General features: G+C 60.4%; 11 protein-coding genes and 1 pseudogene. 5 read left to right on the top strand and 7 right to left on the bottom strand.

Translation table 11 applies throughout. The annotated features are described in order from the left end of the window. Positions 1 to 22: 22 nt before the first annotated feature. Positions 23 to 142, bottom strand: a pseudogene (locus ACCD00_RS04970) (gamma-glutamylcyclotransferase); the annotation flags it as partial. Between the two features lie 17 nt (positions 143 to 159). Beyond that, positions 160 to 825 (bottom strand): M24 family metallopeptidase, encoded by a 666-nt coding sequence (locus tag ACCD00_RS04975; protein WP_413422428.1) that lies wholly within the window; start codon positions 823 to 825, stop codon positions 160 to 162. A gap of 173 nt (positions 826 to 998) precedes the next feature. On the opposite strand from ACCD00_RS04975, the gene ACCD00_RS04980 reads away from it, so the two are divergent. Next, on the top strand, positions 999 to 1640 hold the full coding sequence (locus tag ACCD00_RS04980) for a TetR/AcrR family transcriptional regulator (RefSeq protein WP_413422455.1): 642 nt from the start codon (positions 999 to 1001) through the stop codon (positions 1638 to 1640). Positions 1641 to 1664: 24 nt separating this feature from the next. Here ACCD00_RS04980 and ACCD00_RS04985 read toward each other — a convergent pair whose 3' ends face one another. From ACCD00_RS04985 to ACCD00_RS05000, 4 genes are read right to left on the bottom strand one after another with little or no spacing between them, the layout of a single operon-like run. Beyond that, positions 1665 to 2459, bottom strand: coding sequence for a sugar phosphate isomerase/epimerase family protein (locus ACCD00_RS04985; protein WP_413422431.1), 795 nt, complete (start codon positions 2457 to 2459; stop codon positions 1665 to 1667). Beyond that, positions 2456 to 3196 carry an SDR family NAD(P)-dependent oxidoreductase gene (locus ACCD00_RS04990; protein WP_413422433.1) on the bottom strand — a complete coding sequence of 247 codons (741 nt, stop codon included), beginning with the start codon at positions 3194 to 3196 and terminating at the stop codon, positions 2456 to 2458. Before ACCD00_RS04990 ends, ACCD00_RS04985 begins: the two co-directional genes overlap by 4 nt. Beyond that, positions 3196 to 4542 carry an MFS transporter gene (locus ACCD00_RS04995; protein WP_413422435.1) on the bottom strand — a complete coding sequence of 449 codons (1347 nt, stop codon included), beginning with the start codon at positions 4540 to 4542 and terminating at the stop codon, positions 3196 to 3198. The genes ACCD00_RS04990 and ACCD00_RS04995 overlap by 1 nt, the downstream gene beginning before the upstream one ends. 59 nt (positions 4543 to 4601) lie before the next feature. Next, a complete protein-coding gene (locus ACCD00_RS05000; protein WP_413422437.1) occupies positions 4602 to 5435 on the bottom strand; it encodes an amidohydrolase family protein in 834 nt (277 codons plus the stop codon). Between the two features lie 149 nt (positions 5436 to 5584). Between ACCD00_RS05000 and ACCD00_RS05005 the strand changes: the two genes are divergently transcribed. The 4 genes from ACCD00_RS05005 (at position 5585) to pcaG (ending at position 8952) form a co-directional block, all read left to right on the top strand. Further along, positions 5585 to 6541 carry a LysR family transcriptional regulator gene (locus tag ACCD00_RS05005; protein WP_413422439.1) on the top strand — a complete coding sequence of 319 codons (957 nt, stop codon included), beginning with the start codon at positions 5585 to 5587 and terminating at the stop codon, positions 6539 to 6541. A gap of 20 nt (positions 6542 to 6561) precedes the next feature. Beyond that, positions 6562 to 7491, top strand: coding sequence for a pca operon transcription factor PcaQ (gene pcaQ, locus ACCD00_RS05010; RefSeq protein ID WP_413422441.1), 930 nt, complete (start codon positions 6562 to 6564; stop codon positions 7489 to 7491). A 126-nt stretch (positions 7492 to 7617) separates the two neighbouring features. Further along, positions 7618 to 8337 carry a protocatechuate 3,4-dioxygenase subunit beta gene (gene pcaH, locus ACCD00_RS05015; RefSeq protein WP_413422443.1) on the top strand — a complete coding sequence of 240 codons (720 nt, stop codon included), beginning with the start codon at positions 7618 to 7620 and terminating at the stop codon, positions 8335 to 8337. A gap of 12 nt (positions 8338 to 8349) precedes the next feature. Next, positions 8350 to 8952, top strand: a complete 603-nt coding sequence (gene pcaG, locus ACCD00_RS05020) for a protocatechuate 3,4-dioxygenase subunit alpha (RefSeq protein ID WP_413422445.1) — start codon at positions 8350 to 8352, stop codon at positions 8950 to 8952. 138 nt (positions 8953 to 9090) lie between these two features. Here pcaG and ACCD00_RS05025 read toward each other — a convergent pair. Continuing rightward, on the bottom strand, positions 9091 to 12867 hold a 3777-nt coding region (locus ACCD00_RS05025; protein WP_413422447.1), incomplete at its 5' end, for a beta strand repeat-containing protein.

A 12867-nucleotide genomic window follows, 5' to 3' on the forward strand; every position in this document is an offset into this window, starting at 1 on the left:
ACGGAAAACTCAGCCTGACTTGACCCGGCAGGCTGTCCGGCCGCCCTTTTGACTCAAACCCGAAAGTGGACAACTGGAGGGCTTGATCTTGCAGGGTGCCATAGGAGAAAAGCATTACCGGTTGCTCGGTTGGATGGAACATGGAAGCTCCGAAGTTGTTCAGATCAGCAAGTCTTCATGGAACGCGCCAAACGGACGCTCGGGATGGGTGATCTGAATTTCCAGAATCCACAGGCCGGTGTTCGGGTAATGATCCAGATCCCCGAGGTCGCCGCCCCGGTAAATCGCGTGGGGAAAATCGCTGACTCTGTGGCCTTTGATGTCGAGGTGGAGCTTCCATCCCATGGCCTGTGCCTGAGCGTCCGCAAAGTCATAAAGCGCCACCCCGGAAACACGCTCGCTGCGCCAGAAACTTTCGACCCGGTTGAACAGCTCCTTGGCCGCTGCGGCACAGGCGAGCATTTCTGGATCGGTGCCGGTGGTGAAGGTCGCGCCGGCATCGCCTTCGTGCCCTTGCCACACCACCCCCATGTCGATGAAGAAAATGTCGTCGGCCCCCAGCTCGGGGTCGCCATCGGAGCGTTGCTTGAAAGTCTTGAGCGTGTTGGCGCCAAAGCGAACCAGCAACGGGTGCCAGATCCGGTCCATGCCCAGTTCCGCCAGAATCTCTTTGCCTCGCAACTGCGCCTCGGATTCACGCATACCGGGTGTGATGACACGGGCGATCCGGTCGATAGCCTTCCAGGTCATCTGCTGCGCATGACGCATCGTTTCCAGTTCGTAACGCTCACCTACCGCTTCTTTGCCGCTCAAAAACGTACTCATCATTCATTCCCTTGGTAAGAAAGTGCAGGCCATGCGCTATATAGTTTTGTATATTGCGATACTTGATTTCAAAGATAAAGCCATGACCCAGGCTTCGACCCAACCTTATGACAATCGCCAACACCGCAACCGGTGACCAATGCAGCGCGCTGGATCACTCTCTCAAGCCCGCAGTGACTCGCATCCGCCAGCGCAATCAGCACCTGATCCTGAAGGCCGCCAGCGAAGAGTTTTCAGCGACTGGCTTCGACGCAACCCAGACCCGTGATATCGCAGCGCGTGCCGGGGTTCCCAAGGCCAATCTCTATTACTACTTTCAAAGCAAAGAGAATCTATACGCTCAAGTACTGCTGAGTTTTGTCGAGCCACTGCTCAAAGCTTCAGCGGCATTAAGAGAAAGCGACGACCCGGTGGCTGGCTTGCAGGCCTACATACACGCCCGGATTCGCATCATTCAAGAAAACCCTCTCAGTTCAAAAGTCTTTAGCCACGAACTGTTGTTTGGTGGAAAACATTTACCTGAGGAGTGCAAGAACTTGCTGCAAGTGGAGGCCCAGCGCAACGTCGATTGCCTGCGCAGCTGGATTGATCGTGGTCTGCTCGCGCCGGCTGATCCCGAACATTTGATGCTCTTCATTTGGTCGGCAACCCGAACCTATACCAATCTGGGATGGCAGATGTCACTCATTACCGGCACACAAAAACCGAACGACGCAGACTACAAGTGCGCAGCGGCGACCATTACCCGGATGGTGCTGAGCGGCGTTGTTCCAAAAATCGGGAACGGATTTAAAGCCGCAGCATTTATAACTTGAACGACAGCCTGCCAACACCGGGGATCAGGAATGGCTGGCCAACCAGGCCCGGGTGATCGAGAAAGCCTGAGCCAGCCGCTCAGGTGCGCATGTCGCGGGGCATGGGATTTCCACGCTCCAGTGCAGCCGGGGTGGCAGGACATCGAGCAACTCGGCCAAGGGCAACTGTCCCTGACCGGGCGGCAGGCGACCCTCGCGGGCTTCGCGGATGATCCCCTCCCCCGTGGGCGCCAGCGCCGGCGCATCGCACCACTGCACACCGTGGATGTAACGCCGATCCAGTTGAGCCACGGCAGCGGCGTTGCCGCCGGAGCGGAACAGGTGCAACGCATCCAGCAGCACGCCGCCGTTGGCCTGCCCCGCCGCCGCGATCAAAGCGACGGCCTGTTGCAGGTTGCCAATGTGACGCCAGCGCATGAATTCCAGATCCACACGCAGGCCATAACCGGCAGCCAACTCGCACACGGCAGCGAAATTGTCCGTGAGCCGGCATTGCTCCGGATCGTCGCCCGACACAGTGAGGCAACGCGCCCCCAGTTGTGCCCCGGACTCGAGCAGCGACGCAAACCCGGCGACGTCCACTTGCGGCGTCAGCTCGACGAATTCGATCTCGTTGACCACCACGCCTTCGCTATCCAGCATCGTCTTCAACTGCTGCAGCGCCTGACTGCCCGGCGCCAGCGGGTAAGCGACACCACCCGCCATGGCCGGGTGCAGGCGCAGGCCGACCGAACTGAAACCGGCGCGCGCCGCCTCTCGTACCAGGGCATCGGGCGCCAGCTCCAGCGCGGTGAGGTGCGCGACACCCAGGCCACTCAATAGGTGGCCCTGCCGCCACTGAGGTCGAACACAAAGCCTGTGGTGAAGCTGCACTCGGGCCCGGCGATCCAGGTCACCATGTTGGCGATCTCCTCGATTTGCAGGAAACGCCCCATGGGAATCTTGGCCTTGCTCGCGGCAATGTGTTCCGGGGTCATTTCCGCCATCAGCCCGGTTTCCACCATGGCCGGAGCAATGCAATTGAGCAGCACGCCGTCCTGGGCCAACTCCTTGGCCGCTGCCTTGGTAAATGCGATGACACCGGCCTTTGCCGCCGAATAACCGGAGATGTATTGCACGCCGTCCTTGCCGGCCATTGAGGCGACATTGACGATGCGCCCGTAGCCGCGCTTGCGCATGTGCGGGATGACCGTGCGGCAGCAATGGAACACGCCCGTCAGGTCGATGGCGATGACCTGGTCCCAGGCCGCTGTCGGGTACTCCCAGCAAGGGGCTACCGGTCCATTGATACCGGCATTGTTGACCAGGATTTTGACGCCGCCCTGCTGGGCAACGACCTCGCCGAAAGCCGCCTCGACGGACGCCAGTGAGGCGACATTGACGGCTTTCCGCATCACCGGTTCAAAGCCGTTGGCGACGCTGTCCCAGCCATCGACCGCCAGGTCCCAGATGACGATCTGCGCGCCAGCCTTGTGCAAGCGACGGGCAATGCCCAGGCCAATGCCACGCATGCCGCCGGTAACGATGGCCGTCTGGCCTTCAAGGTATCGGGTCATCAAAGTGCTCCTTGTTGAACGGATTGGATTTCGGGCAGGCGGCGCAGATCGCGCACCATGAACAGGTAACACAGCGCACCCAGTACGGTGATCGAGGAGACGAAAGCCAGGGCCCAGACGAACGAGCCCGTGGTTGTGACAATGACGCCGATGGTCAACGGGGTGACGATGCCGGCGGCATTGGCGAACAGGTTGAACACACCACCGCTCAAGCCGAGCAAGCCTTTGGGGGCGATATCGGAGACGATCATCCAGGCCAGCGCCGACATGCCCTGGGCGAAATAGGCCACGCACAGAATGGCGATCACCAGTGCGTCGGAGTCCACGTAATTGGCCAGCACGATCACCGATGCGGTCAAAAGACCTGCGATCACCGGCAACTTACGCGCGACATTCAACGAGTAACCGCGGCGCAGCAACGCGTCCGACAGCCAGCCTCCGGCCAGGGTGCCCAGGGAAGCCGCAATGAACGGCAGCACCGCCACCCAGCCTACCTTAAGCCAGGGCATGTGCCGCTCGGTGACCAGATACGTGGGGAACCAGGTCAGGAAAAACACGTTCGTCGAGTTACAGGCAAATTGCCCCAGGCAGATCCCCAGCATGTTGCGATGCTTGAGCAATGCAGGAATCTGCGACCAGGAGAATCGCGTGGCCTTCTGGCCCCCATCGACCACCCCGCCGCCTTCGGCGATGTAGTCGAGCTCGGCCTGATTGGCCGTGATCGACTCATGGGGCTCGTGGTACTTGCGCCACCACACCAGGCCATAAAGAACACCCAGGATGCCCACCGCCATCAGCAGTACGCGCCAGCCATGGGCGTGCAGCACCCAGAACAGCAACGGCGTGAGAAACGCCAGCCCGACGTATTCGGCGAAGGTGTAGATGCCGGTCGCCCGAGCGCGCTCGCTCTGCGGGAACCAGGTCGCGACCACCCGACTATTGGTGGGAAAGCACGGTGCTTCGCTGGCGCCCACCAGCAGGCGAAAACCCAGTAACGAGAGAAAGCCCTGGGCGAGACCTTGCAGGCCGGTGAACAACGACCATAACGTCAGCGCCAGCCAATAGGTGAACTTCGTGCCCAACCGGTCGATCAGGATGCCGCCGGGAATCTGCGCGGCGGCATAGGTCCAGGAAAATGCCGAGAAGATGAGCCCCATCATGACGGCATTCAGGCCCAGGTCGGCACTGATGCTGGGGGCGGCGATACCCATGACGCTGCGATCCAGGTAGTTGATCATGGTGCCACCGGAAATCAGCGCCAGGATCATGAATCGGGTGCGGGTTCTGGCGGTTTGCGCCGTCGGACAGGCGAGCGTTGCCGCCGCAAATCTATTGTCGGTCGTCATCGTTTTGTTCCTTGTTGTTATCGGGGGTATTACAGGTAGCGCTGTTGCCCTGGGTCGGCTCAATGCTCGCCAAAACCGAACAGTCGCCGTGGCGTGTCCCACATCACCTTTCGCCTTACACTGCAATCGGGCATCAGTCGCTCGGCCAGTTTGAGCAGCGGCCCGTAGTCCACGCGCGATTGCTCGCGAATGAACGGCCAATCCGAACCCCACACGCACGCATCCGGGCCAAAGGCCTGGAGCAGCGCCCGCACGTAGGCACCGGCTTGCTCATCGAGATGATCGTGAGCGGCGAACTTCTGCATGCCGGAGATTTTCACCCAGGCCCGGCCGCTCGCGGCCAGACCCAGTAGCGCCTGGAACCCTGGCTGACCGAGGCCTGCGCGGACGTCGGGACGGCCACAGTGGTCGATGAGCAGCCGCGGCGCAGTCGATTCAATCAAGCCCAGCAACTCGACCAGTTGGTTGCCATGGACCTGGATCTGGGCGAACAGGTCCAGTTCGGCGAGCCGCCCGAAAAGCCCGGCCGCATCACTCATGACGTCCACGCCTTCCAGCGCGGGATTGAACGCAATGCCCACCACGCCCTGTTCCTTGAGCGCGGCCAGTTCATCCAGGCCGGTGTCATGGTCGACAACGGCAATCCCCTTGAAGCGGCCCTCGCTTTGCCCCAGCGCATGCAGCAGGCAACGATTGTCCGTGCGGTAGCCACTGCTCGGCCCCACCAGCAAAGCGTGTTGCACACCATAGGCGCCCATGACCCGGCCGAACTGCTCCAGGGTCGCGACCTCCTGCCCGGCGGGTGCGTAAATCGTGTCGGCGCGATAGGCAAAGCGCGCGGGGTCAAACAGATGGTTATGGCAATCGATCTTGGGTTCGTCGTAGATGCTCAAGGCTGCTCCCGCCAAGCGTCACTGCGCCTGCTCACTGATCTTTGTTATTGTTCGCCGCGTGGGCGATGCCGTGGCAGTGAAGATACGACCAGGCGATCAATAGCGCTCATACAGAGATCGCTCGAACAATAACCAAAGGTTAATGACCCATGCCCTACGGCGAAGGCCCCGACGCCAACACGATGCTGTTCAAACTGCGGCACATGGAAGTGTTCCGGGCGGTGATGCTGACCGGCTCGATCAGCGGTGCGGCAAAAATGCTCTACGTGTCGCAGCCGGCAGTCAGCAAGCTGATCACCTATATCGAGAGTCGGCTGGTCTACCGCCTGTTCCAGCGCATCAACAATCGCCTGGTGCCCACCGCCGAAGCCGTGACCCTTTACCGGGAAGTCGAGCGTGTCTACCAGGCTGCGCTGGCCGTCAATGAGTGTGCGTTGGCCCTGGCCAACGGCCCCCACCGTCAGCTGCGCATCTGCTGCAGTGCTTCACTGTCGACGGTGGTCATCCCGTTCGCCCTGGCCCGACTCAAGCGGGAATTGCCATCGCTCAACATTGAATGGCAAACCACGCTGATGGGCGACATGCCCAACCAGATCCTCTCGAAGAAAGTCGACCTGGCTGTTTCGGCGCTGCCGCTGATCCATGACCACCTGCACTCGCTGGCCTTCATGCGCGCACGCATGGTCTGTGTAATGCCGGCTGATCACCCCTTTGCCCACCGATCTTCATTGTCACTGCACGAACTGGTCGACCAGCCGTTGTTGCTGTTTCGCCCCGACATGCCTTTTGGCCGGCTGCTGGCCGACGAGATCGAACGCCAGGGCCTGAACCTGTGCTCCATGCTGAATTTCACCAATGCCAACGAAGCGGTCGCCCTGGTCAAGCAAGGCATGGGGCTGACCATCATTGATGAGTTCGTGGCCCAGGACAGTGGCCTGATCGTCGTACCGCTGGTTGAGGCGATTCATTTCGATATCAGCTTTGTCTACTCGCGGTTTGAGCCGCTTGGCGAATCCGCCATGCAGCTCATGCAGGTGCTTTATCGCCAGGCGGTCAAACTGGGACGAGTGATCCCCGGCTGCGAACTGCCGAATGTCGACCGATAACCACGAAGGCAGCGCACAGATTGAACATCGATACCCGAATCAAATTCCGTCATCTTGTCTGCTTTCTCGAGGTCGCGCGCCAGGGCAGCCTGGCACGAGCTTGCGACAAGTTGGCAATCAGCCAGCCAGCGCTCTCCAAAACGCTGAAGGAACTGGAAACCCTGCTGGCTGCCACGTTGTTTGAGCGGGGAAAAAAGGGCTCGACACTGACCGAGGCCGGAGTGGCCTTTTTGCGCTATGCGGGACCGAGCGTGCAATCGCTACGTGAAGGGGTCAACAGCCTGCGCTCCGGTGTACATGAGCCGATTACCGTACGACTGGGCGTGCTATCCACCGTCGAAAGCCTGTTGGTTCCTGAAGTTGTCTGCCGTCTGCACGACCGACAACCCGCGTTGACGGTCAGTGTCGTGACCGGGCCAAGCGCTTACCTATTGTCCCAACTGCGTGTCGGTGAGCTGGATCTGGTGATTGGCAGAATGACCGATAGCCCATCGATTCTCGGCTTGTCGTTCGAGCACCTTTACAGCGAATCCATGACCCTGGTGGTACGTTGCGGCCATCCGCTGCTGACCGATCCACTGGGGCATAAAAACCTCGAAGACTATCCAGTGGTATTGCCATTGGCGGGAACGACGATCCGGAAATTCGCCGACGGCCTGTTTGTGCAGCACGGAATTACCCCGTCACGCCAACGCCTGGAAACCCTGTCGGTAGCCCTGAGCCGGCGCTACGTGCAATGCAGTCAGGCAATCTGGATCGCGCCTCTCGACGCAGTCCGACAGGACTTGCGGCAAGGTGAGTTGGTGGAGTTGGATCTGAGGATGCGTGAGCCAGGCGGTTCTGTAGGGTTATGTACAAACCCTGCGATGCCTGTGACACCGGCAGCGCAGTGGTGCGTGGAGGCTCTGCGGGAGGTCGGGCAAGAATATCGTGAGGGGAAATATCCATAACCTTTTGGATATGGATAAAGTCGGTTTTTTCAATTTCGGGTTGGGGCGCAACGAGGGAGACTGAGCCACAGGTAGCCGCCAATGTAGCGCTTGCCTCTGACTAACCCTGACAACAGGAAGACCGACATGTCTGATGCGCATGACAGCCGCTTCGTCATTCGTGACCGTAACTGGCACCCCAAAGCCCTGACGCCTGACTACAAGACTTCGATCCCGCGATCCCCCCGCCAGGCACTGGTGAGCATCCCTCAATCGTTATCGGAAACCAGCGGTCCGGATTTTTCCCACCTGAAACTGGGCCGGCACGATAACGATCTGCTGGTGAACTTCAATCATGGCGGCTTGCCCGTTGGCGAACGCATCATTGTCGCGGGTCGGGTTTGCGATCAGTACGGCAAGCCGATTCCCCATACCCTGGTGGAGATGTGGCAAGCCAATGCCGGTGGCCGTTACCGGCATAAAAAAGACAGTTATCTGGCTCCCCTTGATCCGAATTTCGGCGGCGTCGGCCGTGCATTGACCGACCGCGATGGCAACTACAGCTTCCGCACGGTCAAGCCCGGCCCCTATCCATGGCGCAACGGCCCCAACGACTGGCGGCCGGCCCATATCCATGTCTCCATCAGTGGCCCGTCAATTTCCACGCGCCTGATTACCCAGCTGTATTTCGAAGGTGATCCGCTCATCCCCATGTGCCCGATCGTCAAGTCGATCGCCAATCCGGACGCGGTGCAGAGCCTGATCGCCAGGCTTGATATGAGCATGGCCAATCCTATGGATTGCCTGGCTTATCGCTTTGATATCGTCCTGCGCGGCCAGCGCAAGACTCACTTCGAAAACTGCTGAGGAGGCCTGCACATGCCCGTTCAACTGCTGCCTGAAACCCCGTCGCAAACGGCCGGCCCCTATGTGCATATCGGACTGGCACTGGAGGCGGCCGGCAACCCGCCGCGCGAGCAGGAAATCTGGAACGTCATGGCTAAACCGGGCGCGCCCGGTGAGCACATTCTATTGATGGGTCACGTTTACGATGGCAATGGACATTTGATTCGTGACGCATTTCTGGAGTTTTGGCAGGCGAACCACGACGGCCTCTACGACACCGCTTACGATCAGGAAAAACCTTTCAACGGCTTTGGCCGTACGGCCACCACGGATGTCGGTGAATGGACGATCGAAACCGTGAAACCTGGCCTGGTGAAGAACGCCTCGGGTGTGCCGATGGCAGCGCATATCAATGTGTCGCTGTTCGCTCGGGGCATCAACATTCACTTGCAGACGCGAATGTACTTCGACGACGAATCCGAGGCCAATGCAGTGGATCCCGTATTGAACCTGATCGAACAGCCACATCGGCGTGAATCCCTGATCGCCAAGCGCTGCACGGTTGACGGGAAGTTGGCCTACCGCTTCGATATCCGCCTTCAAGGCGAATCGGAAACGGTGTTCTTCGATTTCTAACGACGCACGCACCGTGTTGAGATACCCGATCCGCCTTTGCGCGAGCGCAGTTGCCAGCGTCACGCACAGAGCCCACCGCGGATTTATCCGCGATGGGCTCTGCAACCGCGCATCAATGTGCGACCAGCAGCAAACGCATCATGCCGACAGGATAAAGTCCGCCTGATCGATACCCGCACTGTTAACACCGACAAGGCGAATAGAGTCCATTCCGATCCCGATCAGCGTGTCCGCCCCATCAGCCGTAATGCTCACGTTGGCAGCGAACGTCTCGCTGCTGATCCCCAGCCCCGCGATGTTGAGCAAGTCCTGCCCTCCGGCCGGATCGACGTCGAAGCCCTGAATCGAGTCGTTGCCGAAGCCTGCGGCAGCAAACGCGAAGGTATCGTTGCCGAGGCCGCCGTTGAGCGTGTCGTCGCCCAGCCCGCCGATGAACAGATCGTCACCCGCACCGCCGACCAGAATGTCGTTGGCCAGGCCGCCCAGCATCGTGTGGTTTGCCGCCGCTGCATCGTAGGCGAGCTCACTGCCGCTGCCCTCGGTGTTCGCCTGCAATCCCGCCGCCGCGTATTGGCCATTGAGCGCGACCTGCGTCGCGTGCGCGCCGTCGTTCACGATCAACAGGCCGCCGGTGCCTGCGTCATTCGCTGCATAGGTAATCTGCGTATTGGCGCCGAACGCAATATCGCCAAAATCCAGCCTGTCACCTTCGGCAAATCCGCTGACGCTGCCACTGAACGCCGTCGACATGTCGAGCTTCAGCGTGCCTGCCGCACCGCTGTCAAACGTCACATGCTGATCGGAGGCAGCACCGAACTCCAGCATCGCCGAACCGCTGATAGTCGCGTTTCCTGCGCCTGTGGCATCTCCGTGGATGGTGATATTGCCATCGTTCGCCCACAGGCTGCCGCTGTTGACGAGCGCACTTTCAATCACCAATCCGCCGCTGCCGCTCGCTTGCAGCACGCCAGTGTTGGTGACGGCGTTGCTACCGGTATCGATCACCAGCGCATTGACGCCGCTGGCCAGGATCAGGCCCGAGTTGACCAGCATCATCTGCCCCGCACCCAACTGGCCGGCACCCGAGATGGTGTTGTCGGCATTGGTGAGCACCGTGTCTGCACTGCCTCCAAAAATCACGTTATGTGCGCTGTCGGACAGAACCACTTGGCCGCCACCGGTCAACGTCGCGCCACGGAACAGAATCTCGAGATCGGTCCCGCGGCCGGTGGAGCCGAGCGCTATGGTGCCGCTGTTGTCGATGCGGCCACCGAACGGCATGATCGCGCCGTCGGCAATGGTGATGGTGCCCGTATTGGTCGTGACCGGGTCCACATCGAACAGCAGGTTGGCCCCGCTCAACGCCGCCGCATCCACACCTTTGACCGTGATCGTCTGGTCGGCGCTGATGCTGAGCACGGCATTGCCGTTCGCGTCGTTGACGATACTCACATCCGCAAAATCGTTGACGCCCGTGAAGCCGATCAAGTCGATCTTGTCCGCCGCCGCGTCGAAGCTGTAAATGACGTTGTTGCCGATCGGCTGGGCGAAGACGAAGGTGTCGGCACCGGACGAGCCGGTCAGGTTGTCGTCGGCGGACAAGGCGAAGATCGGCGTGCCCGGGGCATAGACTTCGACGTTGTTGAACACATTGGCGCTGGCGGTGCTGCCATCGCTGTTGCTCCAGTGCATGTTGACATCGAGCACCAACGCACCGGCGAAGTCGCTTGGAGTTGTCACAGTCAATGCGCCGGGATCGCTGGTTTGCACGGTCCAGGTGCCGTCGCCGTTGTCGGTACCTGCATTGAACCTCCAGCCCGAGGGAACACCGCTGATGGCCACCGTTATCGGGCCGCTGATATCGGCCGACGGAACGTTGAGGGCTAGATTGATGGGTTCGCCAGCCACACCTGCCGGGAGATTTGCGCTAGAGGTGTACGCAACACCCGTATTACCAGCCAAGTCCGTGTAGGTGTTTGCAATGCTGGCTTTTACAGATCCATTGCCGGTTCTTGTGAAATCCACTGTATAAGTAGTGCCGCTACCGGAGAAGTTGCTGAGGGTTCCGCGGCCTGCGGTGACACTGAAATCACTGATATCGAAGTTAATCACAGCTTCACTGAATGTGATGGTTATTTTGCCGCTTACGTTGTTCTCTAACATTGGGGACGCAGTAATGGAAGTCACTGTTGGAGCCACGGTATCAACTGGCGTCTCAACGACGTTCTGCACGTTTACCGTAATGGTCTGCGTGTCGGTTCCGCCATTGCCGTCGGCCACCTGAACGTCCACAACGTAGGCGTTGTCGCCGTCGGTGCCACCGATATCCTGGGGATTCTCGTAATCGGGCGCCGAAGTGAACGTCAGCACCCCGCTCGAACTGATCGAGAACCTGCTGAAGTCCGTCCCGGCCGTATTCAGGATCGAGTAGCTCAGCGTCTGCGCCGGCAGATCAGCATCGGTCGCCAGCACTGTCGTGACCGCCGTGGTGTTCTCCGCCACGTTGACCGAAGCCGTTGCACCACCACCGTTGGAGCTGATCACCGGTGAGTTGTCGTTGACGCCCGTCACGGTTACCGCGATCGCCTGGTCGTCAAACAGCGTGCCGTCCGACGCCCGCACAATCACGTCATAGACGTTGTTCGTTCCCGAATCAGTCGGTGCTTCAAAGTTGGGTGCAGAGATAAAGCTCAGCACGCCTGTGCCTGAAACGATCGAGAACTTCGCGGCATCCGCTCCGCCGACGATGCTGTAGCCCAGCGTTTGCGCCGGCAGATCAGCATCGGTCGCCGCCACCGTCGTGACCGCCGTGGTGTTCTCTGCCACATTGATCGAAGCCGTCGCACCGCCACCGTTGGAGGTGATCACCGGGGAGTTGTCGTTGACTCCCGTCACGGTTACCGCGATCGCCTGGTCGTCAAACAGCGTGCCGTCCGATGCCCGCACAATCACGTCATAGACGTTGTTCGTCCCCGAATCAGTCGGTGCTTCAAAGTTGGGTGCAGAGATAAAGCTCAGCACGCCTGTGCCTGAAACGATCGAGAACTTCGCGGCATCCGCTCCGCCGACGATGCTGTAGCCCAGCGTTTGCGCCGGCAGATCAGCATCGGTCGCCGCCACCGTCGTGACCGCCGTGGTGTTCTCTGCCACATTGATCGAAGCCGTCGCACCGCCACCGTTGGAGGTGATCGTCGGTGAGTCGTTGCTGCCGGCGATATGCACGGTGACCGAAGTGAGGGTGCCGTCGGCACTGCTCACCGCGAAGGTGTCGGTGTAGGTGGTACCGGCAGCGAACTCGTTGTGGGCGGAACTGGCGACATAGGTCCAGGCACCGCCGGTGCCGATGGAGAACTGGCCGTAGCTGCCGGTGGTGTTGGTTTGGGCGACGAAGGTTGCGGCGCTGTCGACGTCGCTGATGGTCAGGGTGCCGCCGGTGGAAATGTCGACGGCGGTATTGGTCTCGGTGAGGTTGGCGATGTCGGCGGACAGCACGGCCGCATCGTTGGTGCCGAGGATATGCACGGTGACCGAAGTGAGGGTGCCATCGGCACTGCTCACCGCGAAGGTGTCGGTGTAGGTGGTGCCGGCGGCGAACTCGTTGTGGGCGGAACTGGCGACGTAGGTCCAGGCACCGCCGGTGCCGATGGAGAACTGGCCGTAGCTGCCGGCGGTGTTGGTTTGCGCGACGAAGGTTGCGGCGCTGTCGACGTCGCTGATGGTCAGGGTGCCGGCGGTGGTCAGCGCAGCATTGGTCTCGGTGAGGTTGGCGATGTTGGCGGACAGCACGGCCGCATCATTGGTGCCGAGGATATGCACGGTGACCGAAGTGAGGGTGCCATCGGCACTGCTCACCGCGAAGGTGTCGGTGTAGGTGGTGCCGGCGGCGAACTCGTTGTGGGCGGAACTGGCGACGTA

Origin of the sequence: Pseudomonas sp. Pseusp3 (assembly GCF_047304225.1) — a bacterium.
In the GTDB taxonomy this organism is placed as follows: Bacteria; Pseudomonadota; Gammaproteobacteria; order Pseudomonadales; family Pseudomonadaceae; genus Aquipseudomonas; species Aquipseudomonas fluorescens_CD.